This is a genomic window from Enterobacter sp. DNB-S2 (assembly GCF_019443845.1).
GTDB classification, from domain to species: domain Bacteria; phylum Pseudomonadota; class Gammaproteobacteria; order Enterobacterales; family Enterobacteriaceae; genus Enterobacter; species Enterobacter asburiae_B.
The window spans coordinates 3,957,572-3,982,624 of sequence record NZ_CP050520.1; the positions used below are offsets into that span (position 1 = coordinate 3,957,572).

General features: G+C 49.1%; 46 protein-coding genes. 11 read left to right on the plus strand and 35 right to left on the minus strand.

Annotation, left to right across the window (positions count from 1 at the left end):
* Positions 1–3: 3 nt before the first annotated feature.
* From HB664_RS18930 to HB664_RS19090, 35 genes are all read right to left on the minus strand, one after another.
* Complete coding sequence (locus HB664_RS18930) at positions 4–1,029, minus strand: hypothetical protein (protein ID WP_219939997.1); 1,026 nt, start codon at positions 1,027–1,029, stop codon at positions 4–6.
* Positions 1,029–1,517 (minus strand): hypothetical protein, encoded by a 489-nt coding sequence (locus tag HB664_RS18935; protein ID WP_219939998.1) that lies wholly within the window; start codon positions 1,515–1,517, stop codon positions 1,029–1,031. The genes HB664_RS18930 and HB664_RS18935 overlap by 1 nt, the downstream gene beginning before the upstream one ends.
* Complete coding sequence (locus tag HB664_RS18940) at positions 1,517–2,737, minus strand: DUF2213 domain-containing protein (RefSeq protein WP_219939999.1); 1,221 nt, start codon at positions 2,735–2,737, stop codon at positions 1,517–1,519. The genes HB664_RS18935 and HB664_RS18940 overlap by 1 nt, the downstream gene beginning before the upstream one ends.
* A 267-nt stretch (positions 2,738–3,004) precedes the next feature.
* A complete protein-coding gene (locus HB664_RS18945) occupies positions 3,005–3,808 on the minus strand; it encodes a phage minor head protein (RefSeq protein WP_258235831.1) in 804 nt (267 codons plus the stop codon).
* Positions 3,714–5,189, minus strand: a complete 1,476-nt coding sequence (locus HB664_RS18950) for a DUF1073 domain-containing protein (protein WP_219940001.1) — start codon at positions 5,187–5,189, stop codon at positions 3,714–3,716. Before HB664_RS18950 ends, HB664_RS18945 begins: the two co-directional genes overlap by 95 nt.
* On the minus strand, positions 5,186–6,712 hold the full coding sequence (gene terL, locus HB664_RS18955; protein ID WP_219940002.1) for a phage terminase large subunit: 1,527 nt from the start codon (positions 6,710–6,712) through the stop codon (positions 5,186–5,188). Before terL ends, HB664_RS18950 begins: the two co-directional genes overlap by 4 nt.
* Positions 6,666–7,256: a terminase small subunit gene (locus tag HB664_RS18960; RefSeq protein WP_219940003.1), complete on the minus strand. Its 591-nt coding sequence runs from the start codon at positions 7,254–7,256 to the stop codon at positions 6,666–6,668. The genes terL and HB664_RS18960 overlap by 47 nt, the downstream gene beginning before the upstream one ends.
* A gap of 1 nt (position 7,257) precedes the next feature.
* Positions 7,258–7,461, minus strand: coding sequence for a hypothetical protein (locus tag HB664_RS18965; protein WP_219940004.1), 204 nt, complete (start codon positions 7,459–7,461; stop codon positions 7,258–7,260).
* 267 nt (positions 7,462–7,728) lie between these two features.
* On the minus strand, positions 7,729–8,229 hold the full coding sequence (locus HB664_RS18970; RefSeq protein ID WP_219940005.1) for a tail needle knob protein: 501 nt from the start codon (positions 8,227–8,229) through the stop codon (positions 7,729–7,731).
* A gap of 186 nt (positions 8,230–8,415) precedes the next feature.
* Positions 8,416–8,619: a hypothetical protein gene (locus tag HB664_RS18975; protein ID WP_219940006.1), complete on the minus strand. Its 204-nt coding sequence runs from the start codon at positions 8,617–8,619 to the stop codon at positions 8,416–8,418.
* A gap of 461 nt (positions 8,620–9,080) precedes the next feature.
* Positions 9,081–9,548: a lysis protein gene (locus tag HB664_RS18980; RefSeq protein ID WP_219940007.1), complete on the minus strand. Its 468-nt coding sequence runs from the start codon at positions 9,546–9,548 to the stop codon at positions 9,081–9,083.
* Positions 9,545–9,982 carry a lysozyme gene (locus HB664_RS18985; RefSeq protein WP_219940848.1) on the minus strand — a complete coding sequence of 146 codons (438 nt, stop codon included), beginning with the start codon at positions 9,980–9,982 and terminating at the stop codon, positions 9,545–9,547. Before HB664_RS18985 ends, HB664_RS18980 begins: the two co-directional genes overlap by 4 nt.
* On the minus strand, positions 9,966–10,289 hold the full coding sequence (locus tag HB664_RS18990) for a phage holin, lambda family (protein ID WP_105583291.1): 324 nt from the start codon (positions 10,287–10,289) through the stop codon (positions 9,966–9,968). The genes HB664_RS18985 and HB664_RS18990 overlap by 17 nt, the downstream gene beginning before the upstream one ends.
* A 578-nt stretch (positions 10,290–10,867) precedes the next feature.
* Positions 10,868–11,107, minus strand: a complete 240-nt coding sequence (locus tag HB664_RS18995; protein ID WP_164525734.1) for a HigA family addiction module antitoxin — start codon at positions 11,105–11,107, stop codon at positions 10,868–10,870.
* 287 nt (positions 11,108–11,394) lie between these two features.
* Positions 11,395–12,006: a hypothetical protein gene (locus tag HB664_RS19000; RefSeq protein ID WP_219940008.1), complete on the minus strand. Its 612-nt coding sequence runs from the start codon at positions 12,004–12,006 to the stop codon at positions 11,395–11,397.
* Entirely contained in the window at positions 12,003–12,227 is a 225-nt protein-coding gene (locus tag HB664_RS19005; protein ID WP_219940009.1) for a hypothetical protein, read from the minus strand. Before HB664_RS19005 ends, HB664_RS19000 begins: the two co-directional genes overlap by 4 nt.
* Positions 12,228–12,413, minus strand: coding sequence for a hypothetical protein (locus tag HB664_RS19010; RefSeq protein WP_219940010.1), 186 nt, complete (start codon positions 12,411–12,413; stop codon positions 12,228–12,230).
* Positions 12,410–13,066, minus strand: coding sequence for an HNH endonuclease signature motif containing protein (locus tag HB664_RS19015; RefSeq protein ID WP_219940011.1), 657 nt, complete (start codon positions 13,064–13,066; stop codon positions 12,410–12,412). The genes HB664_RS19010 and HB664_RS19015 overlap by 4 nt, the downstream gene beginning before the upstream one ends.
* Complete coding sequence (rusA, locus tag HB664_RS19020; RefSeq protein WP_219940012.1) at positions 13,063–13,458, minus strand: crossover junction endodeoxyribonuclease RusA; 396 nt, start codon at positions 13,456–13,458, stop codon at positions 13,063–13,065. Before rusA ends, HB664_RS19015 begins: the two co-directional genes overlap by 4 nt.
* Complete coding sequence (locus HB664_RS22875) at positions 13,455–13,736, minus strand: hypothetical protein (RefSeq protein ID WP_070134188.1); 282 nt, start codon at positions 13,734–13,736, stop codon at positions 13,455–13,457. The genes rusA and HB664_RS22875 overlap by 4 nt, the downstream gene beginning before the upstream one ends.
* Positions 13,714–13,893 carry a NinF family protein gene (locus HB664_RS22880; RefSeq protein ID WP_258235833.1) on the minus strand — a complete coding sequence of 60 codons (180 nt, stop codon included), beginning with the start codon at positions 13,891–13,893 and terminating at the stop codon, positions 13,714–13,716. The genes HB664_RS22875 and HB664_RS22880 overlap by 23 nt, the downstream gene beginning before the upstream one ends.
* Positions 13,893–14,111 (minus strand): hypothetical protein, encoded by a 219-nt coding sequence (locus tag HB664_RS19025; RefSeq protein WP_219940013.1) that lies wholly within the window; start codon positions 14,109–14,111, stop codon positions 13,893–13,895. The genes HB664_RS22880 and HB664_RS19025 overlap by 1 nt, the downstream gene beginning before the upstream one ends.
* 199 nt (positions 14,112–14,310) lie before the next feature.
* The gene (locus HB664_RS19030) at positions 14,311–14,721 is read right to left on the minus strand and encodes a recombination protein NinB (protein WP_219940014.1); all 411 of its coding nucleotides are present in this window, start codon (positions 14,719–14,721) and stop codon (positions 14,311–14,313) included.
* Complete coding sequence (locus HB664_RS19035; RefSeq protein ID WP_219940015.1) at positions 14,693–14,950, minus strand: DUF3850 domain-containing protein; 258 nt, start codon at positions 14,948–14,950, stop codon at positions 14,693–14,695. Before HB664_RS19035 ends, HB664_RS19030 begins: the two co-directional genes overlap by 29 nt.
* Positions 14,951–14,952: 2 nt before the next feature.
* On the minus strand, positions 14,953–15,105 hold the full coding sequence (locus tag HB664_RS19040) for a hypothetical protein (RefSeq protein ID WP_219940016.1): 153 nt from the start codon (positions 15,103–15,105) through the stop codon (positions 14,953–14,955).
* Positions 15,106–15,107: 2 nt separating this feature from the next.
* Positions 15,108–15,380, minus strand: a complete 273-nt coding sequence (locus HB664_RS19045) for a hypothetical protein (protein ID WP_219940017.1) — start codon at positions 15,378–15,380, stop codon at positions 15,108–15,110.
* 15 nt (positions 15,381–15,395) lie between these two features.
* Entirely contained in the window at positions 15,396–15,614 is a 219-nt protein-coding gene (locus tag HB664_RS19050; protein WP_219940018.1) for a hypothetical protein, read from the minus strand.
* Between the two features lies 1 nt (position 15,615).
* Positions 15,616–15,795: a hypothetical protein gene (locus tag HB664_RS19055; RefSeq protein ID WP_219940019.1), complete on the minus strand. Its 180-nt coding sequence runs from the start codon at positions 15,793–15,795 to the stop codon at positions 15,616–15,618.
* A 9-nt stretch (positions 15,796–15,804) separates the two neighbouring features.
* A complete protein-coding gene (locus HB664_RS19060) occupies positions 15,805–16,002 on the minus strand; it encodes a hypothetical protein (protein WP_258235834.1) in 198 nt (65 codons plus the stop codon).
* Between the two features lie 222 nt (positions 16,003–16,224).
* On the minus strand, positions 16,225–16,674 hold the full coding sequence (locus tag HB664_RS19065) for a transcriptional regulator (RefSeq protein WP_219940020.1): 450 nt from the start codon (positions 16,672–16,674) through the stop codon (positions 16,225–16,227).
* A 10-nt stretch (positions 16,675–16,684) separates the two neighbouring features.
* Positions 16,685–18,052: a replicative DNA helicase gene (locus tag HB664_RS19070; RefSeq protein ID WP_219940021.1), complete on the minus strand. Its 1,368-nt coding sequence runs from the start codon at positions 18,050–18,052 to the stop codon at positions 16,685–16,687.
* Positions 18,049–19,161 (minus strand): replication protein, encoded by a 1,113-nt coding sequence (locus HB664_RS22885; RefSeq protein WP_258235835.1) that lies wholly within the window; start codon positions 19,159–19,161, stop codon positions 18,049–18,051. Before HB664_RS22885 ends, HB664_RS19070 begins: the two co-directional genes overlap by 4 nt.
* 40 nt (positions 19,162–19,201) lie before the next feature.
* On the minus strand, positions 19,202–19,360 hold the full coding sequence (locus tag HB664_RS19080; RefSeq protein ID WP_219940022.1) for a hypothetical protein: 159 nt from the start codon (positions 19,358–19,360) through the stop codon (positions 19,202–19,204).
* Between the two features lie 42 nt (positions 19,361–19,402).
* Positions 19,403–19,684: a CII family transcriptional regulator gene (locus HB664_RS19085; RefSeq protein ID WP_219940023.1), complete on the minus strand. Its 282-nt coding sequence runs from the start codon at positions 19,682–19,684 to the stop codon at positions 19,403–19,405.
* Positions 19,685–19,797: 113 nt separating this feature from the next.
* Positions 19,798–20,022, minus strand: a complete 225-nt coding sequence (locus HB664_RS19090) for a helix-turn-helix domain-containing protein (protein ID WP_219940024.1) — start codon at positions 20,020–20,022, stop codon at positions 19,798–19,800.
* 111 nt (positions 20,023–20,133) lie between these two features.
* Between HB664_RS19090 and HB664_RS19095 the strand changes: the two genes are divergently transcribed.
* The 11 genes from HB664_RS19095 to HB664_RS19140 all read left to right on the plus strand — a co-directional run bounded on the left by HB664_RS19095 (position 20,134) and on the right by HB664_RS19140 (position 25,022).
* Positions 20,134–20,847, plus strand: a complete 714-nt coding sequence (locus tag HB664_RS19095; protein ID WP_050860489.1) for a helix-turn-helix transcriptional regulator — start codon at positions 20,134–20,136, stop codon at positions 20,845–20,847.
* 627 nt (positions 20,848–21,474) lie between these two features.
* The gene (locus tag HB664_RS19100; protein WP_219940025.1) at positions 21,475–21,765 is read left to right on the plus strand and encodes a hypothetical protein; all 291 of its coding nucleotides are present in this window, start codon (positions 21,475–21,477) and stop codon (positions 21,763–21,765) included.
* 8 nt (positions 21,766–21,773) lie between these two features.
* Positions 21,774–22,055: a hypothetical protein gene (locus tag HB664_RS19105; RefSeq protein ID WP_219940026.1), complete on the plus strand. Its 282-nt coding sequence runs from the start codon at positions 21,774–21,776 to the stop codon at positions 22,053–22,055.
* Positions 22,056–22,057: 2 nt separating this feature from the next.
* Positions 22,058–22,315 carry a hypothetical protein gene (locus tag HB664_RS19110; protein ID WP_219940027.1) on the plus strand — a complete coding sequence of 86 codons (258 nt, stop codon included), beginning with the start codon at positions 22,058–22,060 and terminating at the stop codon, positions 22,313–22,315.
* Entirely contained in the window at positions 22,315–22,491 is a 177-nt protein-coding gene (locus tag HB664_RS19115; RefSeq protein ID WP_219940028.1) for a hypothetical protein, read from the plus strand. Before HB664_RS19110 ends, HB664_RS19115 begins: the two co-directional genes overlap by 1 nt.
* A 151-nt stretch (positions 22,492–22,642) precedes the next feature.
* Entirely contained in the window at positions 22,643–22,897 is a 255-nt protein-coding gene (locus HB664_RS19120) for a hypothetical protein (RefSeq protein ID WP_193970225.1), read from the plus strand.
* Between the two features lie 85 nt (positions 22,898–22,982).
* The gene (locus HB664_RS23020; protein WP_062676590.1) at positions 22,983–23,114 is read left to right on the plus strand and encodes a hypothetical protein; all 132 of its coding nucleotides are present in this window, start codon (positions 22,983–22,985) and stop codon (positions 23,112–23,114) included.
* Positions 23,099–23,245 carry a host cell division inhibitory peptide Kil gene (locus HB664_RS19125; RefSeq protein ID WP_013098077.1) on the plus strand — a complete coding sequence of 49 codons (147 nt, stop codon included), beginning with the start codon at positions 23,099–23,101 and terminating at the stop codon, positions 23,243–23,245. The genes HB664_RS23020 and HB664_RS19125 overlap by 16 nt, the downstream gene beginning before the upstream one ends.
* An 81-nt stretch (positions 23,246–23,326) precedes the next feature.
* Positions 23,327–23,635: a hypothetical protein gene (locus HB664_RS19130; RefSeq protein ID WP_219940029.1), complete on the plus strand. Its 309-nt coding sequence runs from the start codon at positions 23,327–23,329 to the stop codon at positions 23,633–23,635.
* Positions 23,632–24,453 (plus strand): PD-(D/E)XK nuclease-like domain-containing protein, encoded by an 822-nt coding sequence (locus HB664_RS19135; RefSeq protein ID WP_219940030.1) that lies wholly within the window; start codon positions 23,632–23,634, stop codon positions 24,451–24,453. The genes HB664_RS19130 and HB664_RS19135 overlap by 4 nt, the downstream gene beginning before the upstream one ends.
* Positions 24,453–25,022, plus strand: a complete 570-nt coding sequence (locus tag HB664_RS19140) for a hypothetical protein (protein ID WP_219940031.1) — start codon at positions 24,453–24,455, stop codon at positions 25,020–25,022. Before HB664_RS19135 ends, HB664_RS19140 begins: the two co-directional genes overlap by 1 nt.
* Positions 25,023–25,053: the final 31 nt, after the last annotated feature.

Here is a 25,053-nt window from a genome sequence, read left to right on the forward strand (position 1 = left end):
CGATTAACCCCCCAGGAGCTGAGCGAACAGGAACGGCTGAGTAATAACCGCGCCGTAGGTGGTGCCGGAGTGTTTCTGCTTCCAGCTTGATGCCATAGTGATGATTGGGTGAGCACGCAGTTTTTCACTGTATGCGCAGTAACCAGCCTCTTGTCCCTGAGCGGTCTCAACGAACATTTGAACCAGTTCACCGGCCGCAGTGCTGTACTGAGGAGCCACTTCGATACGAATGTTCGTAAAGGTGTCTTTAACCATCTTCTCGACAGAGTTACCGAAGATTTCGTTTGATTTTTTGAACCAAACAGATGCGGCTGGAGACATTGCCAGAACCAGAGGCGAGGCCATATCAACACCATCGCCTACTGCGCCGTTGGTACGAGCAATCAGATCTGCGTACAGCGCCAGGATATCGTTGTAGATATCGATAACCTGCTTGTCTTTCCACAGGGTTACGCCTCCAACAGTCGCTGGAGTGATTGGAGTCGGAAGTGACGGGTCGTTCAGGATTCCGTAGTTCAGCAGGCCAGATACGCCGTAGAAATAGAACTTGTTCTGCGCCTGGTTCAGAGTCCATGCTGCAGCACGTTGTTTCTCTGCGACGTATGGCAGCATCGCCAGGCCATAACGTTCCTGCTCCAGTTCAGCGTAAGTAACCATGGTCTGGTAGCGGAACACCTGACGGTTTTCCCAACGAGAAGTTACCTGGTTGGCACCCTGCTCGCTATAGTCGTCATACGCCACAACATCACCGGATTGCTCAACGCGCTGGATCATCATGGTGTCTTGAGCCCATGAGCCTTTTTTCTTCTCGCCAAGAATCTCGGTCGCCTTCTGCTTAGCGAAGATGGTGCGCACGATTTCAGGGTCGATGAAGGTTGATACTACTGCAGGAATGCCGCCGTTTGCGCCCAGACCCGGCTGAGGGTCAGCATCCATTGCGAGTTTAGTTACCGATGCCGGCAGAACAATGCCGCGAGATTCGGCTTCCGCTTTAAAGGCAGCGAAATCAGCCTGAGTCAGTTGAGGCATTATGCTTTGCTCCAGGTAGAGATGATTAACAGATTGCCGGTTGTTGCAGGGCTAGCCACGTACCAGTCGGTTTCAACAGCACCGGAGATGGTTGCGCCAGCTGCACCGGTCTTCAGGGTGCCGTCAGCCAGTACCGCAAACACTTTCTGACCCACAGTCGCGTCAGTAGCAGACAGAGCCCAGAAGTCACCACCAACCACCGGAGATGCTTCGCGGCCAGAAGGGATAGTCATGCTGGAGTTCTGCAAATAGGTGATCGTGGCGTTTGCGTTGTTGTAGACGAAGCCAACAGGCTTGCCGGTGCCGGTGTTGTTCAGCAGGAGTGGGTTAGTGCCGTCACGCCATGCGAAACGCGCCATGACCAGGCCGCTTGAGCCTGCCTGATATGCACCAGGACCGCCTGCAGCAGCAATGATTGGGCTGTTAGAAGCAGGCTGACCAGCCTGACCAACGCCAGAGTAGATATTAACGCTTGTCTGGAAAGCCATTATTTAGTGCCCTCAAAGAAGTGTTTTACGTTTTCACGAGAAGACGTGGTGATAACTGCGGAGTCCTGCGCCATGGATGACGGCTGGCGCGCATAGGCTTTGAATACAGAGCTCAGTGCAGCGGCAGGAATTGAAGCGTGCTCATCACAGCCAAGTTGCTTCAGGGCGGTGCGATACACTTCCTCTGCGCTGTCACAGGCCAGCTCACCCACCACTGGACGCACATCGCGCTCAGCTTTACGCAGGTCGATGAAGCGCTGCTCAACAGCTTTAACCGCTGCATCCATCGCTAACTTGCTGTCGTTTGCCATTTTTTCTTTCTCTTTTTTCTCTTCTTCGGCTTCGTCTTCAGCCTTTTTCTTCTCCGCTTCTTCGTCCTCGGCGAGCTTTTTCTTCTCTTCCTCGGTCATTTCGTCTTCGGCGGTTTTCTTCTTGTCTTCGTCTTCATCTTTGATGATGGCTTCGACTTTCTTTTCTACCTCTTCGGACTTCTCATCATTAGCCAGGTATGGCCGGATGAGGGTCATGAGTGATTTGATTTTTGACATCAGTTTGAGTCCTGTCGGTTGTGAGTCGTAAACAAATACATCCGGGCCTGCACGACCCGATGGCACGATTGCCACGTGGTTACAAACGATGTCACGCATGACGCCATCGTATGCCTCTCCCTCGTACTCGCCTGGGGTCATATCGAGCCGGTAGCGGTATGAGGATGAAATTTCTCGCTGCTGCTTGTTCTCCACGCCGATGATGGAATTCACATCCCAAATGACGAGAGAGTTTTTCAGGTAGGTTCCGTCGAATTCAGCGCTTTCACCGGTAGAGCCGATGATTGCCTCTTTCGGTGGGTCAAGCACTGACACGGCGATGTGCGTGTTCAGCAGCGGTTGGTTGTTGAATGTGTCTGCGGCCTTGCGCAGCTCTTCAGGGTCACGCAGGAGGCGATATGCTTTATCAGGAATGAGTCCTAACTCATCGCAGCCTGGAATCTCGCGACCGTAGTAAACGCAGACATTAGCCTTGCTGATTGGGGTTAGCTCTACGTGAAGCTTTCCATCCGCGTCATAGGTGCGCACGCTCGCCCTGTCGAATGCGAATGCAGAGTCTTTGGCGTAGCCGTTCGCGTATGCCGCTCGCTCTACTTCTTCGGCTTTTTCTTTTGATGGGAACGGACCTTTTGATCCCCACCACCAGGAGCCGTCTTTTTGATGTACTGGCATTGGATTACCTTTCTTCAGGCAATAAAAAGGCCACCCTTAGGTGGCCTGTTATAGTCTTTTCTTGCTTATATGCTTTTCGATGATGATCGAGTTAATTTCAAGGAATGTCATGTATGGAATAAAACCCCTTATCTCCACCACATCACCATTCCCCATATCAATTTCACATGTCTCGCCATCATAATGAGTACCTCGCACAACGCACCCAAAAGGCACTGCGGGGTTATTCCTCTCTGTGCAAACGACAAGCTCTTGCATTTTATGTCCTTAGAAGGGAAGTACCGGCTTCCAAGTGCAACCGCAGTTTGGCTCCTCGCCTGGCAGCACATACTGGCCTTTGTCTCCAATTGGAAGCCCCTTATCGAGGTCGAACTCTTTGCCATTAGCCTGTACGTGCTTGTGTCGTGGTTGATTTCCGCCACCACTATGAAGCCAGATGCCTTTTTTAATTCCTGCCGCCTGTTGTCGTGCATTTGATAGCGCACTGGTAGCCTTGCGTACCTGGTCGCGGGCGATGAACTCAGCGCGACGCCTGGTGATGCCATGACGCCTGCCAAACTCGCGCTCAATCTCATCAGCCAGTTGCTTGCGGTCACCACCCTTGGTGATAGACCGGAACACCATCGACTCGACTTCTGTGAAGTATTTCTCAGGTATCGAACGAATCAGAGACACGTTTTCAGCAATGATGGCGTCACGCTTTTGCAGCATGGCGTCTGTCCATTGCAGGTTGATAACCAGTGAGTCTTTGCGGGCAGATGCGAGTATGCCACGGTCGACAGCCTCAAGCGTCTTATCTGCCACCTCATCGGAAACCGGAATCGCCTTCCTGATGAAGTTGTCTATCCACTTCTTAGCCAGTGAGGATATGGCGCGCTTCACCAGGTCAACCGGGTTAGCATCCATCGCCATATCCATTGCCAGCGGGTTATCTCGCATGATGGTGACTATCTCAGCCTTCACATCATCGTTCATCTCACGAATCGTTCTGAGCAGCTCTTTCTGGTACCACCTGATGTTGCCCGCGTTGTAGTTCACTGGCTTCAGACTCTTCGTCTTCTTCCGGTTCATAATCACCATCCAGATTTTCGAAGCCAGCGCCTTCAATACCCTTCAGAGCATCACGAGCCTCTTCAGAATTGACTAGTTGTGAGTCAGCGGCGGTAGTGACCGTTTCTACTTTCAGTTTGGCAATCTCGGATTTCTCTTTCTCGCTCAGTTCATCCAGTGGACGGAACTCGAAATAGATGTCCTCTTTGATTTCGCCAAATTCGGAGAGCTGGATAATCTTGAAGATGTTTTCCAGAGCACGTCGTATATCTCGCTCCTGCATCCCTGAGATAGTTTCGTGCCACGTCTCAAGCTCGGAGTCACCTGATGCATTTAAACCCGCTGGAGCGTTCCCCAGGAGCTTCAGGTTGGTGATGCGAGCCGGGATACACATCTGGTCCTGATAGTTGGACAACAGGTTGGACAATTCGCTGAGGGAGGTCTGCATATGGAGCAGGTCTTCCTCGCGGTCAATAGCCCACACACCGAAGTTGTCCTGATACTTGGTGAACATCTGGATGCGCTTATCGAACTGCCCTGGCTCCTGCAGGCGAGCATCCATGTCGGTCTTCAGTGCTCTCATGCGCAGCGTGCGGAGAATCTTGATGACGTTCTTCTTGGCATCTCGCCAGTCTGTAACGTAATCCTCCATCAACTGCGTCAGCGACAGTCCGCCGAACGAATATGATGGCTTGAGGATGTCTGGTACTGGCCGGCTGATAATGTCGATGAAGCGTGACTCGTGAACCGTCTGCCCCATGACAAACCATGCTTGCGGCTTGTAGTAGTTGTCAGACAGAGGCCAGCGCGTGTTATACATCGCCGGGTAAATCCACGTAGGGTCGACGCAGCGCAGACCCTTCAGCGAGCCCTTTGGTATCTTTCGAGGGTCGAGGAATAGAGGCTTCTCAAGCTCTATCTCACTCGCTCCGGTGTCAACGTAGATATGCGCCACGCCAAACATGGAGTCCTGCTTAACAGCTTCATGAATTAAGCGCTTCACGTCGTACTTAACGAGCGCCTGCTCCATCAGGTCGATATCTTCATCACCGTCTTTGCGGCTTTTAACCTCAATCCAGTTACGCGTCATCTCGTCGGCCATAACTGTATGCATGTTCGCATACTCGACCTGCTGAGACATGGCAGCCAGAACCGGATAACCACGGAAGCCTGAATACTCTGTGCCGATAGACATGCTGTTAAGCACATCGTACGGCGTTGCATCCATCGCCAGAGTGGCTTCCTTTTTCGCCTCAGGGATTACCCCGGGAAGCGGTTCATATCGTTTAAATTCAGCGTACGGCGTCTCGTCATTTGCTACAGAGGCATTATCAAGATGCATCTGCGTGATTTTTGCTAGTCCCTGTCGAGTGGGTTGCGCTGTTTGCTTGCGTCTTGTCATTGGAGTATCTCGTCAGGAATATGGAACAGGATGCCAGCTTTACCCTTCATCTCGGTGATGGCGTCCATCATTGGGTCGAGCTGGTCATCATGCGTATTGAAGTCAGGGTTGATCGCTTCCATTTCCACCAGAAAATCGTTGATGAAGTCTGCATTGGCTGGAAGCTTGATATAGCCGGATTCGATATAGCCCTGCGTATCCATCAGGCGAGTGTATTTGTCCTTGTCTCGCTGAATGGCTTTAACGGGGCATAGGGCGTCTTTGCGAATGCTTTGAATGAGTCCGGTACCAGATGCCTTGTCTTCGATTGCCATGTGGCGCAGAGGTCCGTTACGGAGCATTTTGCACTTCGACCAGAACGCAACCGCGCGGCGCTTCAGCTCATCGGCTTCCCACTTCCCGCGAATCATATCTATCAGGTACATGTAACCATCAACGCCTAACCCCCAGTGCTCGAACACTGAGAAGTCATTAGCCTCTTTGGTCTTCTGCGCGGTATCGCCATACACGGCCCTGAATTTCATCACCGGGAGCTCGCGGTATTCACCGAACCATTCTGACTTGATGAGTCCGCCGCCTTTCGCTGTTGGTCGCTGCTGATACAGAGCATTCCATACCAGTGAGCCACGCTGCTTGGCCTTGTCGACGAACTCCTGCGGCATGCGCTCAGGAAACAGGATTTCACCAGTCTTGCGTAAGAGATAGGTTTTGCCATTCAGCTCGTGAATCTCTTCTTTCTCAGCCTCCATTGGGAAGCTAACCACGCGCCATTGCTCACCGCCTGCCTCAGCCATCTTGAGGAGTTGACCTGCCAGGTCATCCTGATGCCAGCGGGTAAGAATGATGATGATGCCGTTTATCTTCGGGTCAGCACGTGTGAAGAATGTTGTGTCATACCAGTCAATCACCGCTTCCTGGTAGGTTGGAGATGATGCCGTCTTGTAATCCTTTGCCGGGTCATCAATGATTCCGATGTTCATACCCTGCCCGGTGATGCCACCATTAACACCTGCAGCTCGATAAGAGCCACCGTGAAGACGACCATCAGCGGATAAAGTTTCCCACAATTCAGCTGTACGAATTGCACCGCCAGCTACCGTCCTGATGTTGGAGCCGTTTAGTCGCACGTTAGGGAAGACTTCTTTGTAGCGATCGGAATCAATAATGCGCTGAGTGTCACGCGACATTCGGTTTGCTAGGTCAGACGAGTATGAGCAGGCTATGACGTTCCAGTTTGGATGCTTACCCAATACATAAGCCGGGAAGCGGCGCGATGCTTTCTCGCTCTTACCAGATCGCGGCGGAGCAAATATCATCAGGCGAGGCATTAGCCCTTGCTCAGCTTCTACCAGGAAGTTATCCAGTTCGGCCGAAAGTAACTCGTTAAACCATCCTGTTTCATACTGAGGGTTGGTGTAGAGCGTGAAACCCATCAGGCTTTCGCGAGCTTCTTTTATGGCCCGGCGCTTATATGCTTCAAGAGTCTGCCTGTTTCTCAGCGAGCTGTGATCTGTGTCTGCCATGACCAAGCTCCTTCAAGCGTTCATCCAATTCTTCTTCGGTAATGTCGGCGTACTGAATAGGGCCGCCATTCTTACCAGTGACCTCACTAGATACCTGCTCTTTGAATGCCTGCACTGTTACGTGCTTGCCGAGTAACTCAAGGTTTTTCACCTTGTCAGGCCATTTGATTTTCTTCAGTAGGGCAGCGCTGTCAGCAGATGCCATCTCGACAACATCCATGCCTGATAGTGTTGTTCGCCATACCTTAGGCCAGTCTTTAATCGGCTTGAGTTCGCCATTGGCTAGCAAGATGTCGATAACGTCCATCTGGTCGATTTCAGTTAGGCGCCGCAATACGTAAGCAGCGTCTACGCCTACTTGCTCATTGCGCTCAGCCTTAAGCTCAGCAATGCGGTCTAAAATGTCATCATTTGCCATCATCCTCGCGCCCTGGTTGCGGGATGACTTCTCGCTGTAGCCCGCCCTTATGGCTGCCTGAGTGGCATTGAGGTCAACTATGAACTCACGGGCAAACAGCTCTTGTTTGTCGGTGAGCTTTGCCATGTTATTTCTCGTAAATTGCTACAACTTTAAATGCGTTAATCGCATCGATTTTTACAGCGTTTATTGATGGGGATTTTGTGTCTGCAAACGCATAGATGAAATTATCATCCATCTCAGGCGATGGGTCCCTTAAGCACCCAACAAGCTCATATTCATCATTTCCCTTTGCTAATACCAAAAGCTCATAATGCATAGTGTTTGCCATTTCATTTCTCTTTATGCGTTAACAATCACAATGCCGTCATCGTATGGTTTAACCCATACAGGATCACCGGCAGTGGAATTGTAGATATAGCGAATCAGGGATGAGTCATCGAATGGCAGCCCGATTAATGTGTTTGATGGTTGAGCGGCTGACTGGCAAATCTCACCAGAGAATCCGGATACCACTACGGTAGCTGCGTTTGTTCCTGCGTATACCTGAACCCAGCCACCTTTGGTTACTGAGACGTTAGTCAATGTCATATGCCACCTATGAGGAGGGGATCATCTGTTCAGCCACCAACAAGATGGCTGTTGCAGTGAACGTTGCGCCGTTCGATACGATGGTGATGTCGCTACCGTTAGTCGCCAGGTTGCCGTCTTTGTCGACGCTGAAAAATGTCGGAAATGACAGAGCATCAACCGTTACCTGTGCGTCTCGCGTTTTACTCAGCGTGTTACCGTTCGTCTGTGGGAAGTCGATGGTCATGCTTCGGTTTGTGGATGACCCACTCCATGCGCCAATGACGTTCACTTTGAAAGTTACAGTCGTATCGAGATTGAACACGTTGAACTTGTTCGTTGTCGTGTTGAAGAACGGCGACAGGCTACCAGTGTGTGGTAGAGATTTTATCAGGTTAATCAGGTTGGTTGCCGTTGTCGGGATAACCAGATTCAGTCCTGAGAAGTAGCACTCTGATTTCTGCCTTACTGATGGCGTTCCCGGTGCGCCTTTCTCACCTGGTGCACGCCCAAATGGATAAAGAGACATTCCTAGCACCTCTCGGTGGTGAATTCCTTTTTAATGCCGTGTTTGCAGATGAAGCTACAGAATTTGCTTTCATCAACATCTTTCCTGGTGATTAAGCAGAAACCTTTGGCTAGATATACCAATGGCTTTACCCACCACCGTACTGAGAATTTGCAATGCAATCTTGCCGTAGCCATAACAACCCCTTTAACTGGATGCCATCTGGCCTGATGCGATCAGCTTAGTCAGCAGTGCGTTGAAGTCTGCTTGTGTTGGCGCGGCAGTGAGCTGAGCTGTGAAGGTCATTTGCTTAACCACGCCAGCAGTGCTTGCAGTAGCGGCTACAGGAAGGTCAGATGATGTTGCAACGGTGGTTGTTGAACCATTTTGAGATACGACGCGTTTGGTCATTTTAGAATTTCCTGCTGAATAGTGAATATCCCGCCCGTAGGCGCACACATAAAACTTGCTGCAATATTGAACATTCTCGAAAGAATGCTCTGTATTGCACTCTCAATTCTTCTACCACTGCTTGAGAAGGCAGCTATGAACGCCACAGACATCCCGCAATGCTGTGACGCGGTATCATCTTTTTCGAATAACCTGCACGCTCTTGCAGAAAGGAGGAGCTGCAGTCAAGGCTAATGCAGGTAAGCAGCGAAGATGTAGCGCTATGGTGGGTTACTCTGGGCCTCTTCTGTCGCAGATTCTTTGCAAAACCTTCCATCGAGCATATGAACCCTTAATCGTCGTTCCCACGCCAGTTACAAAACACTTTTCCCCAGGCCACTGAACAATGGTCTGGCATCTCCATCTTTTTCTGTAGGAATCAAAAGTGATTTTTGGCTTAAGCATGAGGATTCCTTATGCGGCTATTTCAGGCATTGGGTTTTAATGTATTCCTGCAGCGCTCTCAGGGATGTTTGGTCGCTGATGATTCCGGAGCGGATACCGAGAACGTTTCGTCCAGCAACGTCAGAGAGTTCGACGGTGGCATCATTGCCCAGGCTGGAGGAGCCGGTGGTTTGGGTTGAGGCTGGCACTGGACAGCGGCCTTTGACGAGCATCCTGCCGCCATTATCAAGCTTGCGCTGCAGAGCATCATTTTGAGCTTTTGCATCTGCTAGTTCCTGTGTGTATTTGGCGTCGAGGGCGGCAACGTCGCGCTGGCGCACCTGCATGTCGTTAATGGTGTTCTGCCGCTGCTCTGCAAGTGATTGAGCTTTATCGCGCTGGTCTTTATAAGTGATGGCGTTGTCACGGTAGTGATTAACAGCCCAGCCAAGCGAGACGATGATGCAGGCGATTACGGCAATGATGATTGCGGTTAGTCTGCTCATGATAAGAACAGCGCTCTTTCTCGCTGTCTCCGAGGGAGAAGGATATCGGGATCATTGCCGGCCTTCTTCCATAGCAGGAATGCATCAGCGGCAGCCTGGTAATTCTTCAGGTTGAGCTGACGAAGCACTGTAGAGCCAGCAAATGCTGTTTTGCCGATATTGAATATCAGGCTGCACAAAGCATCGTACTGGTTTTGATTAAGCGGAACGCGCACAAGGCTGCTGATTGCATCTTCCACCCATTGCAGATCACCTTTCAGAAGCTCAGATGATTTATCTGCTGTGATGGTCATGCCAAGGGCAACTGGCTTGCCGTCAACCTTCCCGGTATGACCAACACCGATTGTTGGTATGCCGCGACTGTCGAGATAGGCCTTAAGCTTCTCGCCTTCTTCACGTTTAAGTTTGGTGATTCCGTTACTGCTGATTTGCATCATCGACTCCGGCTTTTTTAGCAGCGAAGCGTTTGATTAGCGCGCCGATCGAGTCAGTACCGATGTAACCGATGAACACACTTGCGATATAGGCAAGGTTGCTACTCAGTCCGGCGAAGTCGAGAAGGTCTCTCACGAACCAGGCTATAATGGCGCACATCGTTGCGTCGATTACCGTCTTAGTAAACGCACCGCCATTATATCTTCCGCGAAGGTACGCCATTGCAAACGCTAGGATGGCTCCGATGCCTTGTTCCTTCACCGCCATGAGAGCGGATAACAGGTCATGTTTTTCTGGCATCTTCATGTCTTACCTCACAGTAGTGAGGATTTGTTCAAAATTAAGAATCTAGGTAATTGTCTGCTGAACAAATCCGATCTATGGTCATGGCGTCTGATCAGACGATATGGGCCTCGGTCTTTGTTCGTGAGTCCAATCATGAGCAAGATGGCCGCAGGTAGCTCCAACTACTTACGGTCGCCCATTTTCACGAAGCCCGCCATTGAGCGGGTTTTCTTTTGGTCATTATCAAGCGCCCAGGCATAGACGCTTTGTAATGATCAAGCCCCAAAAGCATGGGGTAGCTTTGTAGTGCGATTTACGACCCTGACAGTCTTTCCTTCAACAGTGGTGATAAACGCCTCAGTATCGTGGGATATCTCATATCCGTGAGACTCATCATCTCCAGTTACTATCGCTAGCTTATTGCTTCTTACCTGACCATCCTGCGGCTCAAACTGAAGAGAGTAGCTAGCTCCGAGAACAACTGATCTCTCAACATTCCCATTAATTGTTTTTAATGCGTACATGGTTAGTTCCTATTGGTTAATAAAGAAATTACAGCATTGCGGTTACACAGACCTGAGTTAGCCATCGCTAACTATTTATGGAAACATCGGATGAAGGTGTTCTAGCGTCTCGGATAAAGTTTTACGACTTTTCGAGAGGCTGTACTGAGCCTGCATATTAACCCACGACTCTGCAGAGCGGCCTATAACTTTAGATAGTCGAAGAGCCATCTCATAACTAAGATCAGTTTTTCCATTGAGCAATCTACTTAATGCAGATTGTGATACTTCAAGCTTATCAGCTAACTCTGCGGCAGGTATTTCGAACGGTTCCATGAACATTTCCCTGATGAATTCACCGGGGTGTACAGGATCGTAAAGATTTATCATGCCTTCCTCTATTGTCTGTCTGGTATTTGGTGGGATGCGCTTTCAGAAAGGTCGTGCTTAAAACGCAAAAAGCCCCGAGCTATTAACTCAGGGCATTTTTAATACAGTGCCGGTAAAAGTGTTTAGGCTTTGCGGTCTTACCTGCTGCTCAGTTCGCTTTTGCTCCGAGCATACACAAAATGTACTACTTCCATTTCGCGGTGGCAAGTTATTTAGGACAATTTACCTAAAAATTATGCTGCCTGTGGAAATTCCTTCTCAATTTCGCGCCTCATCGCATAAAAGATTTCAGAATCGAGCACATTCTCGCACCAGACAACCCTTCGCCTGCATGACTGGATATCCATTCCGGTGACTGCATTCATCAGCCTGGCGATATCTTGCGTGCAATTGCGATTGCAATATCGCTTAATAGCTACATCGCGGACGGGGCTTTCACGGTGAAACGTCTTGACCATCACACGTTCAACAAAAGCAGCATCATCGGATTCTTTGGCGAGAGCGATGATGCTGCTGAACGATGATTGAGGGATGACCAGTTCGCGAGCTTTCTTATAGAGCGCATCTCCACGCAGTCCATCTTCTTCGTACAGTCGCATGACGACAGACTCAATCTGTTTGGCCTTGTCATCACTCCACTGGCTACGAATCATCAGGCGGCCGATAACGTTGATTGCACCACCAGGAGAATCATCACCGGCGTTAACCTTGCCCCATACCTGAAGCATGTAGTGAACCCATGCTTTCTGACGTGAGTTGATAGCTTTCTTTGGGTGCTTCCATACGCGGCGGAAATGAGCGTCGTCGACGAAGTTGACCATGCTGAATATAGGAGTGTGTTTCATGCCTGCATCCCCTTACCTCTGGCAACATTCATCTTGTCTACACACGCCTGAATAGACATCCTTTGCTCAGGAGTCAGCTTTGATAGGTCGGCGCCATCAAATATTTTTGTCACATGAGCCTGGATTTCATTCATTGTTGCCTGTAGGCACAGCACCTTTAGCCACCGCGGAGAGAATTTACTTAGGCCAATCGCCTTGATGATTCGCATTTTAGTATTCATCTACGCCGCCTCCGGGTCATGGTCTGGCTTATTCGTACCAAGCCGGTTACGCACTTCCCGCAACTGCTCGCGTACATACTCAAGGCTGCGCTCAAGCTCCTGCTCTTTGCCAATCAGCACCTGCTCTGTATGCATATCGCGCTGACGCTGCCATTTGACTTGCTGGATGTTAGTTACGGTACTCATGCTGCCTCACTTCTGCTGTCACGCAGGTCTTTAAGCTTCTGCTGATACTCACCGTATTTCGGCTGGTAGCCATTTGCCTTCTTACCTCGATGTGTGAGCTTTTCACCGAATAGAGCCTGCTCTACGCTCATACCTTTCCTGAGCCTGAACAGAATCGTATTTCCGGCGATGCTTACTCTTGGGTCTCGCGACCATTCTGCTGGGGTTTTCGTTTCCCCATTGAACGTGATGGCGTGGCTTCTTTTTCTGGTGTGGGATGGGATGTGAATACGTGATCGCATCACATTGCAGGCATTGCACAAAACTCTGAGATTATCCGGTTCGTTGTTATTGACTCGATCATCCTTGTGGTCAATATGCGCATTCTCCCAGGTAACAGTTTTTCCGCATAATTCGCATGGTGGTAACTGCTCTCCGTACTTTTCATACATAACCTTTCTGTGTTCGTACACACATCCATTTTTCATTGCCAGTGGATGAAGTGGCTCTTTAATCATCACGTATCCCTTGGCGTTAGTAGAGAATCCCTTCCCTTTTCCATGCTTGGTGAGCTCATACGTCCCATATCTCATCATCCTGAAATAATGCTTTTGGCATACCTGCTGCTCCATGTATCTACATTCGCGATCGCAACCTTCAATCTTGCACTTCATGCGGCCTCCAGTAGTTCTGTAATCATTGGCAAGCTCCCGCACGTCTCAGTAACTACCAGCACTAGCATTCCGCCTTTAACCGCCTGACAGCGCTTGATGCGCATATCGTCTATCTGACCGTCATCCAGCCAGAAGCCCGCACTGGTTAGTGCGTCAAAAACGGCTTTGGGCAGATTGTCCAAATCTCGTTTGCGGTTATCGGGAGGTGCTGCGTGGATGGTGATTCTGATGCGAGGTGTGATTTTGATGTCTAGCTGTTGTTGCTGGATTATTTCGATTACTTCTTTTCGGTATCTCTTTCCCCAATCGCTGATGTAGTGGATGCCTCGTGAGTGTCGCCAGTACCTGTTATTGGATGGCGGCCATGGTAGCTGCAAAAGATATTTATTCATCTTACCGATAACCTCCCTCCATTCGCCAGTTGCTTAAGCGTCAGGACAATGGCTCTGTCCATTTCAGCCCTACGTTCTTCCCGGGTCATGTCCTTTCCGTTGTCTATGCGCGTATGGCATTGTTCGCATAGCGCCGCCGTTAAACAGTCATCGACCTTAAGTCCTATTCCCTTCCCTTCGTTACGATGTGCCGCCTGAACTCCATATCGACCACACAGAACGCAGCAATCTATCTCCCTGACTGCCTGAAGCCATTTACTGCTCCGGTATATTGCCATCTGAGATATCTCCGTTCGGATCTCGATAAATCAGCCATTCATCCACGCACTCAGAGCATGCATAGGTTTCTTCTGGCGTAAGGTCTTTGTTGCAGCCGGCGCACAACGTTCGACGTATGCTCTGCTGCTCGTACTCTTGAGTCCATGGAGTAAGCATCAGTGAAACCTCGCTGTTTGTTCTGCCGGCTCAATGGAAATGACCAGGTCTTTGTTGCCTAACTGCCAGATAATTCCCTGCTCTTCTTCGTCCTCTGTCATTGCCTCCACATAAGCCATCAGGTAATTCATCATGATGTTTATGCCATCGACTCCTTCGCTTTCTGCATCTTCCATGAGGTCAGAGAAACGTTCGATGTAGTCTTCTTCTGCGCTCATAGCTAACTCCACATTCTGTGTTGATATTGACTCCTACCCTTTGGCTCGCTGGCGTACTCTGGCAACAGGGCTCTGACTATCCACAGGCGTGGGTCAGCACTTAGGTGCTTGGTGGTTTGTACGTTTCGGGAGTGGTAGAGAGTGATTAGTTGGTTGGCTTCGTCGGTGGTCATTGGAGGGTGGTAGAAATACGTTCGCTTCAATCGTACCTCCTGTCAGTGAACCTGACGTTTTGTCCGATAGCCCACGCAACCGTGTACTCTATGAGGCTCGACATGCGCCCTACGCTCATATCTGCGCTGCTCTCGCGGATATTGACGTACTCACCCTCTAACCCGGGCACGACTTCAGCCTCATGCTTTGTAGCGACCGCGTGACCGCTAATAAGTAATACCTTCCACTGCTCAGGCTTAAGTTGCTTGCCGCACCAAGTGACCTGACGTGAGATATCACCCAAAAGCGCGTGAAATTTCGCATTCTGGTCAATGTTCCGTTTGTAGTCAGAGATTCGAATGGTGATGGGCCGATCATTGTCGAGAGGTGATGCGAGAATGGCGTTTATTGCTGACTGCTGTTGCTGCTTACTCCGAAGGAAGATTGTTTGTTTCATTGGCGTCTCTCATGCTCAGAAGTACATAGCCAGGTAGATATGAACCGACATCAGCAACATGAATAATTTCACGCTCGCATGCGTCGCCCGTGTATTCACCATTCCATTCGTAAAGCGTCAGAATATCGCCGACCTGAAAGTTGCGATCGTTCTTGCGAAGCTCTGCCAGCTTCACGCCGTCGAGCACCGGAATGAAATGCTCAGGAAGAATTTTCAGTTCATGCCTCATACTCACCTCGCGACATAAATGGCAAATGCAATGCTTATTGAAGCCACCATGTATTTGATAATATTTTTCAGGGTCCACTCTTCATCCCACATCAATGCGATTACCGCTGCTCCGGAGCAGGCACCAACAAGCGAACCAGTTATCATCTCGCTCATACTCACTCCTTCACTTTGATTCCAGCTTCGCGGATGGCCTTATCAGTCTTCTGCGCATCGTAAACTTCCCACCCATCGCCAGGCGCTGTAAGCGTGTCAGTAACCAACTCTATGTCTGAAAGATTTATCTCGATAGCTGCGCGAGATGCCTGCCATGCCTCCCACCTAAGTCTTACGTTAAGGTTTGAGTAATCACCCCATTCCATGCAGAAGTCTGCGTCGTCGGTCATTACTGTTTTGCACCATTGCTCGAAAGCCTTTCTTGATTCGTCCATATTCCTCTCCATCAATTAGATGTCAGTGGTAGTTAAGCCGCTCTTGCCGCCATCTATAACTGACAGGAATGGCTTTGAATAATCCCTTGGTGGCATTTCAAATACGTCATCAACTGAATACCCCTGACCAAGAAGATATGCCCTGTGCATATACCAACCAGCGTTGTTTGGGTCCTTCTCAATACGGTATGCAAGCTCCTGAGGGGCAATAAAGTCACTGTCAATCTTCTCCACATTATTCTCCATCTTCAGAATCATTTGGGTCGACATCAACCTCAAGACATTCTATTGCCCATGTAGATATTTTGTATTTTCGAACGAAGAATCTTGCCTTTGAATATGAGCTAAATACCGCCACCGATTCCATGTCACCTTCTAGCCCCTTAACACTGACTACATGAACTATGCTTGCCATAAATCCTCCTCAGTGAACCTGCTCGCCAATTGTCATCTTCACGCGCATGGTTCCGTCATCCCACTCATGAAGCATCTCGGTTTTGCCAACGCTATCCAGATAGCCGCGTACAAAACTGAGGCAATAGTTAACTCGGTCTTCACCTGCTTCGTGCACTGCCATCATTGCTTCCTGAAATAACTTGTCTGCTTTCTTCTTGTTCATCATTCCTCTCCATCAGCGTGCTGGGGTGTTAGTAAACGAATTCACATTCGAATTCATGAGAGCATTCAGGGCATTCAGTTTCGTAACCCTCACTTTCTTGACCTGCATGATTTACGCCTGAGCATTCCCAAAAGTCCGCCTCATCAGTCAAGTCAAAGTAATGACCACATTTTGGGCAGCTTACATTCAGGCTTATTCGCCAATTAGCTATTGCATGTCTCTTTTTCATGCTCTTACTTCCCTCAATCTCTGGTTGATAAATGCAGTCAGCGGGTTAGCTGCACCGAAGCTAAATACCGGCTTCTTGCTGTATACCCATGCGTTCTTGTGGCACCAGTCACGATGAAGCTCACCGTTTTCATGAAGGTGCTTGAGCATCTTCGTAACGAGTCGCTTGTCGATTCCGGTTGCGGTGGATGTCTCTACTGCCATTCCGGTTTCGTGCTCATCCAGATATTGCATGACAGCTTCTGTTCGCTTATGGTGAAGCGAAGCTAGCCGGTAATACTTCACGCTCTTACTGATGCGCTCAATCTCAACCTGACCGTCTGCGATAAGGTCACGCAGTAGCAGGTTGATATGTGATTTCTGGCATCCGAGGAGTTTTGCGAATTGTGCCGCTGAGGTGGGAATGTTTGTTTCAAGGTGGTTGAGTATTTTGTCTCGTGTGTTCATGGATTATCTCCTAACAATCGTACTCGTCCTGATAGCTGTGCAGCTCGTTTTTAACGAATGCATACGGGTCAAGACCAGAGTGTTTGTTGCTGAAGTAGTAGGTTTTCTCTGCGCCAGGGGCGTGTCGTGATTTGGTGCAGATGATTTCGGTTACGCCTTTAAACTCTGTTTGCGGGTTGTATTTCTCATCACGGTAGACCATGAAAATTACGTCGGCCTCCTGCTCGATAACACCTGACTCTCGCAAGTCAGAATTAAGAGGTCGTTTGTTGGCGCGTTCTTCACACTTACGGCTCAACTGAGACAATGCGATAACCGGGCAGCGCAATTCCTTTGCAAGGTTCTTCAGGCCGGTAGCAATCTCACCAACTGACTGGTTCATGTTTTCCGGATTGGTCATCTTCATCTTCTGCAGGTAATCGACTACGATAACTCCGAGCCCACCAAGCTTCTTGTGCATCCTGCGAGCTTCAGCGCGTAACTGGTGAATGCTCAGGGATGTTTTGTCGTTGATGTGGATTGGTGCTTTGCCAAACTCCTGAAGGCAAGCTCCAACTTTCCCCCATTCGACATCCTGGTCTTTCCCATTTTTCCCAAGCAGTCCTTCTTTGCTAACGCCTGCTCGATGGAAAGCGATCCGCTGAGATATCTGCTCAATAGGCATTTCAAGGCTAAAAAACATCACCGGCTTCTTGCTTTTCAGCGCCACCGTCTCAGTAACAGTGGTGCTGAACATTGTCTTACCAGTGCCAGGGCGACCGCCTACAACGATGAAATCTGTGTTGTTGAATCCTCCAAAAGCCTTGTCAATATCTGTCAGTCCAAGCTCTGTCCTGTGCTTCCAGATATCTCCGTTCATGATTGACTCAACCTCGTCAATTGCGATCTTAATTCCATCCAGTATGTGACGAGTTCCTGACTCGCTGAATGCCTCAATCGCTCCGATTCTGGTCTGGATATTGCCGATGATGTCATGCACGCTGTCGGTGGTGGGCTCAGAAAGCTTCTGAATCCCTTCCTGCAGCATCTGAATCATCATGCGACCTGATGTGAACTCTTTGAGCTTCTGAACGTACGCAGGCAGGTTACGAAGCGATGGAATGTCTTTCGTTGTTTCCGCCAGGTATGCGAATCCTCCAACCTTGTCGAGCTCTCCGCGTGCTTCAATGTCAGAGGTGACAGTCAGCAGGTCAACGGGAGATCCGATTGAGTTAAGCTTCTTCAGCGTGCTGAGAACAACCTTGTGCGCATACACAGTGAAATCGCTTTCGCTCAGTCCCTCAATGGCATCCTGAGCTGCATCAGCGAATTCATCCCTTCCCAGCATGATTGAGCCCAGAACGTTGCGCTCGATGTATGAATCTACAAACCTGCTCATGCAGTGACTCCTTTACGCTGCTTATGCTCGTTGATGGCCTGCTCGTACACAGAGCCCCAATTCTTCGGGTTAAGTATCCAGTCCAATGTCAGCCAGGGCTGATCGCCTTTTGTCGTGAACAGCGATGATTTGCCTATCAGGTCGAAGGCCATTCCCATGTGCTTAAGCTCGCGCCAGTTACCTTGTGACGTTTTTCCGTTCCACACCGCTTCCAGATCGCGATGCGCAGGACGGCGGCGATTCCATTCGTGAGGTGATACAGCCTTAGCTGGGAATTTCTCGTTCCACAGGGCGATTATTTCTGCATGAGGACAGGCAGCAGGATTGCTTCCCTGCCCATCAGCCCAAACCAGAGCGTCTGACAGGTATCCATCGAAACGAGTCATGCGGCAGAGACTGTTAGGCTTAGGCGGGTTCTTTCTCGCATCCCAACAGGTAATAGCCCATTTGATTACCAGCTTAAGCTCATCAACGGAGTAACAAACCCCTTTGGCTTTCACAGTGCTAAGGACTTTCACAAACGCTTCAGGCGATGAGCATTTAGCTCCTGCCAGAACGTTGTAATAATCCAGACAATCAAGAGCGAGAGCTTCCACCCCCTCTGGGGGATTAAGGGGGGTTTTATTATTCTTGTTAAGTACCTTCTTGTTCTGTTCGACGGATGGTTCGACGAACCCCTCGACGGCTACCAGCTTCAAGGCCGCGCCATTGCTGGATTTAGGTTCGACGGAAGGCTCGACGGAAGGCCCGACGCCTGAAATACCCTGATATTCACAGTAATTTGTGATGGAAATTACTAATCCAAAAGGGTTTCCTTCCTTGGTGATCATGTTTTCCTTGCAGAAGAAATTGAGCATTCTCTCAACCGCTTTCGGGCTCTTTTCCTTCCCATCCTGATCGCGAAGTTTTCTTGACAGAACGGTAGTGGTTGTTACCAGTTGACCGGCTTCCAGCTTCCACTCCCTTCCTGCAAATTCGTTAACGCCAGGCTTGTAACGAGCGTCACCAAGCAGGCGGACCCACAATGCAAGCTTGGCCGTATCTTTCGACCATGGAGCATTGAGGGCGCTCCTGAACATGGCAAAGTGACCTTGCTTTCTGTTGTCCAAGTGAGAGCTCCTGGAAGACATCTCTTCCGTTCGTACTAACTTAACGACGCCCATTCTTCACTCCTGCTTTGGCTAGTCTGTAAACGCCAATAAGACGCTCTGCGAACGCCCGGTTATTGGCAGCTGTATTCACTAATCCTTCAGGTGATTCAGGGTGTCGAATCTCTTCTTTTTCCTGGTACTTTTTACGCTTTCGCATTAAAATATCTCCTGTGAATAGTGTTGACGTAACACAGTGTTCTCAGGCCTCGAATGAGTTACCGCTCATCGGGGCCTTTTCTTTGGTTAATCCTTCCAATGCATGTCTGAATGCACGACTGATCGGACTGATATCTGAATCCATCCCAAAAGCGCACAGAACCGACGCTATAAAGCGCCAGTCAGTTCTGCTTATCTTCGACTCATGACATCCAACCATCTTCGCTAAGCCACGCTGAGTGACTGTAGAGAGATTGATGAGTAAATCTGTCTCAGCGCGATCAATATCTCGCTGGGTTGGCTTGCTGTAACTTGCTTGTTCCATTTGTAATACTTCCTTTAGTTAATAAGTGTTTACGCATCGGTTGATGCGTTGGTTTATCCCCGCATTTCGGCGGGAAAATCCCATCAATGTTAAAGAGCGGTACTTCTTACTGCTTAAGCTGCCTGATTCGGACGAGGAAACAGGTGAGGTAAATCAGGGCGAATCTCATAGGCCTTGATCTGCCCTCCGGTGGCGTTAACGATGGCGGATACTTTCTCTGGTGATACCAGACCGCCTTTCAGCCATTTGTGTACAGCTGGCTGCGTTACACCACATTCGTCGGCAAGTCGCTTTTGACTACCGACAATCTGCAAGGCTCGTTGAATTACTAAATTCATGAGTTTGCCTCTTGTGGTTATTGGACATAATTAATCATAACTTAAGTTATCAAGCATGTCCATAACCATTGTTATTTTACTTTGCATAACCGTGGTTATAGATTTGATGGCATGAAAACATTCGCTGAAAGACTAAATGCCGCCATGAGTTCTGCGGGGCTTTCACAAGCTCAGCTGGCCGAAATGGTAGGTATATCGCAGCCTGCCATTCAGAAGATGTCCTCAGGTAAAACCAACGGGACGCGGAAGATGGTGGAGCTTGCTCACGCGCTTAAAGTAAGACCGGAGTGGTTAAGCTCTGGCATCGGCTCTATGCGCACGGATTCCAATGAATCCAACATTGCCCCTGAAAACTCGTGGGGTAGCATTGACGCCTGGGATAGTTCGACGCCGTTACCTAAGGATGAGGTGGAGATCCCTTACTTGAAAGACATTGAGTTCGCTTGTGGCAATGGAAGAATCACAGCAGAAGATCACAATGGGTTTAAGCTGCGTTTCTCGAAGGCCACTCTAAGAAAAGTTGGGGCTAATAGCGATGGTTCAGGAGTATTGTGTTTCCCGGCAACGGGCGACAGCATGGAGCCAATCATACCTGATGGGACAACCGTTGCGATTGACACTAACAACAAACGCATTATCGACGGAAAGATTTACGCAATATCGCAGCCAGGGGCAGGCGATGAGAGGTTAAAGCGGATAAAACAGCTTTACCGAAAGCCTGGAGGAAAGCTCACCATTCGGAGTTTCAATCGAGAGGATGAGGAGGCCGATGAATCAGACGTAGAGATAATCGGCCGCGTATTCTGGTACTCAGTCTTACTCTAATCAAAGCCCGCCATGAGCGGGCTTTTTAGTGTCCGCAATATATCAATACCCACCATAAAATAACCTTCCGCATAAAATTTACAAAACTAAATTCCTTTAGTTATCGCGTAGTTATAACTTTTTAACACCAATTATAAATAAAGTTATTGCACACCATCATAACCTAAGTTATCTTTACTCCATCAGCAGGAAGCACTACTCACCAGGACGGTGAATCGCTCTTTAACATTGATGGGATTTTCCCGCCGAAATGCGGGAACAGAGTTTAACCAAACAGGAGGTACCGAAATGGTGCACTAACGCGGTTAGACCGCAGCCGAAAGGCAATGCAGCAGTAATGATGCTGCCCTGAGTCGCCATTAGCGAGCCTGCTTAGCATCGGGTTAGGGTCAATATATTAAAAGTAGCTCCGGTAAAGCAGCGCGAATGCCAGACGCGCACCGGTTATCAGCGGCGAATAGGCGACAGAGACTCAAGGGCATGGGCGCGCTCACTGCGAGAGTGTGAGTCAAAGAGTAGTTGGCTTTGGGGTGAGTTTTAGGATGACGCGAAGGCGGCCGGATACTCCCACGTGTGGCAGTCGTAATGCCGGCAACTCACCACCAAAGCCAATCATCGGAGGGCAACATGATAATCGTTACTTACCTGGCTGATGATAACGCCAGAAATCGCCGCAGAGCACGCAGACAGGCTCAACGTGAAAAAGCAATGCAGGACGCTTCTCTTGCACGCCGGGTAGCAAATAGCACATGCAGTACACGCGTAACCAAAGCCATTTCGCTTGCCGGAACGCGTCAGAAGGAAGTTGAATTTACAGCGGTTAAGCAGAATCGCACCTACTACCGTGACACTAACCCGCTCGGTAACAAAATCCACGCTGTTCAGCGCATGAAGCTGAGCAGTAAGCCACTTATTTGAGGTTAATTATGGAATTTCATGAAGGTGCGATTTGTGATTTTCGCGCTAACGCAAACTCAGTAAAACCACAGCCACTTGCAGTTCTTTTTAAAACAATGGGGGTATGGGCTGTTTTATGCTTCGCCTCTGATGAAACTGACGCAAGAATGGCAATAGGACAAGAGATGGCTATGGACCCTACAAATAATGAATTCCTCATTTATGGCGCTCCTACGGATTATCTTCTTCAAACGTGCAACATGTATAAGCCGCATAGTCGGCCTTCTTTTGGCAGCAAGACACAGAGGTGAATATGGTTACTGACAAATTGATAGTAATTCGGAACAAATACACCGGAAAGCAATACGCCTACCCTGCAAGCCGATTTAGCGAATTGCCGACAGTAGCTATAGAGAACGGAGAGCCAGGGCATACAGGATTTTGCCGAGGAGAATTAATAAGCATGGTTGATTTTGGAAATGCAGAACAGGTTGGTATAGCTACCATGTCACTAAATATTAAGTACACAGAGGATTCAGCAGCCATCAGCAAGGCTCTGGGGGAAGAGTGATGAAAATAGAGCAAGAGAACTATCACGATATTGAGTTTGATATCGAAAAATACGGAACGGTAAGAATCAAGCAGGATAAAGATGATGGTACCGGAGAATATGACCACATCGTGATTGATAAAGCCGGTGCGGAAAGGCTGATCCAGCAGCTTCTTACTTATGTTTCAGGCGTATGAGCACCTAATGCGGATTAACCTATTCCGCATTGTGAGCCAATCCGCGCTCGTACTATCGGAGACGATTCGATAGTGTCTGATAGATGGAAATCCCTCGTTATGTCTTTGCCGCCAGCAGTCAGGGCGGCATTCTTTTTGCCTGGAGGAAAGTATGGAAATCGATATTCGCAAAGTTGCAACTTATTCATCAAATGGTGGATGGAGAGAAGTAACCGTTAAAGAAGATAACACGACCATTAAGTTCGATTTAAGCACTAAATCAGAGATTAAAGAATTTTGCCATCACCTTTTAGATACCGCTTTTGCTGAGATGGAAATGGATGAAATCATCGCCTATCTAACGGAAAACAGCTACAGCGACGAGATTATTGAGCGTTACGAAGAAGAGAAATCAGAAGCCGCCTGAGTGCGGCTTTTTCATATCCGCATATCAACAGAGATTCACGAGTCTCTATCGCTATGCAATCACACACAACATAAGGAATCCCACGATGACATTTGCTATCGCGGGCGGTGCCGTCGTGTCCGCCTATTACCCAACTGAATCCGAATTATCCAAACGTGTTCGCCGTCTTATTCGTGCTGCCCGTAAGCACCTGGAGGGTTTATGTCACCAGTTATAAATCACAGCCTGCTTAAAGCAGCGCAGAGCAAAGCGGTTATTGCTCGCTATCTCGGAGATGGCCGCATGTGGCAAGAGGCTCATGAAGCCATGAAGACCGCAATCAATCATCCGTGGTACCGCAAATCATGAGCATTGCAGATACCTGGTCAGAAGATGCCTTTGTCCGCCTTATGCAGGACATGTTGAAACAGCAGAAAGAGGATGCAGAAGATGCGCCTGACGATGACAGACAAAACAGAGATTAAGCAAATCATCGCGAGCTTTAACGACGATGACAATGCAGCGATTGATAAGCAGGTTGAGATGCTGTGCGCGAACATGCGGCCGGTGCTCAACATGCTGGAATCACATAGGCCTGACGACCACACGAAAGCAGCTGTTGAGTGGCTTGGCGAAGACGACTGCAATTATCAGGAATTCGCTGGCGAGATTATGTGGGACATATTCAGACCGCGCGTAGAGGTTGAGTATGCGATCGGCATATTCCTTCGCCGTCATACATTCGGGGAAGCAGCATGAAACCTGGCGTCTATTATGGAATGTCTAACGGGGACTACCATGCTGATGAGGCAATAGGTTCTACGACAGTCAAAGCCATCAGCATCAGTCCTGCTAACCACTTCTTCAACAAATTCACCGGCAGTAAATCGGCGCACATTGGAAGTGCGATTCATGCAGCATTACTTGAGCCTGATGTGTATCAGTACAGGTATGCTAAGCGCGAAGAAATAACATCTCGCGCCAGCAAAGAATACAAGGAGCTCACGAAGCAATTTCCGGCTGAGTATATCCTAGTAGGGAATGAGGTAGATACGGTGCAGCGGATGTATGAATCGTCACGGCTGAATGATGACTTCATGGACTACATGAACACAAAAGGTAACTCTGAAGTGTCCATGTTTGCTGAATGCCCAGAAACAGGCCTGATGCTTAAATGCCGCTTCGACAGACTTTCTGACACGCTTGCCTACCCTCTCGACGTTAAGAGTTGCAGAGACGCCTCTGAGCGCGGATTCAGCAATGTTTTCGGTCAGTACAAATACCACATTCAGGCTGCCTTCTATCTCTACGTTCTCAAGCTAGCCACTGGTATCGAATACAACCAGTTCGCTTTCTTCGCTATCGAGAACTCACCACCATATCGCAACTGCATGTACTACATAGGTGAGGAATCGCTGGAGCTTGGTTATCGGGAAATGTTTTCAGCACTGGACAAGCTCGTAGCCTGCAAAGAAAACGACGAACTGAAGTACGAAGGACTCGTGCTTCCATCCAACGAAATTAACGTTCCGGCATATTTGCTGGATAACGAATACGATGATGAGGTAATTCTCTAATGGACCTTTCACGCACAATCATTCCGAAGTCAGACCAGCTCAACTTTGAAGATGTTCAGACACAAAGCATCACAGCAGTCATTAAAGCTGTCCGCGCTGGTAATTCCGAGCAGCCAGTATTTATCGACCTAGAAGGTTTCGATGGACGCCCATACAAGCCGTCTAAATCAATGCGTCGCGTTTTAATCGGCGGCTGGGGTGCAGATGGTCACTCTTGGGTTGGTCGCTCTCTTACGCTCGTTGGTGACGCCTCCGTACGCTTCGGTGGAGTAGCCGTGGGCGGCATCAAGATTCATGCAATGAGCGACGTTGAGGCTGATTTCTCAATGATGCTTTCAGTTTCTCGCGGCAAGCGCCAGGAGCACCGAGTACGTAAGCTTGAAGTAAAGCCACAGGCCACACCTGAAACAGCTCTGAAGTGGTTCTCTGATAACGCATTAAGCATGGATTCCGCAAAGCTTGAGGTTGCATATAAACGCACGAAGGGAGTTATCGGAAGTAACGATGAGCTTCTCGCTCAGCTCGATGAAATCCACAACCTACGCAAGGCGGATTTGGAGAAAGAATAATGACCTACCTCCTGTGGGAATCATGGGAGGA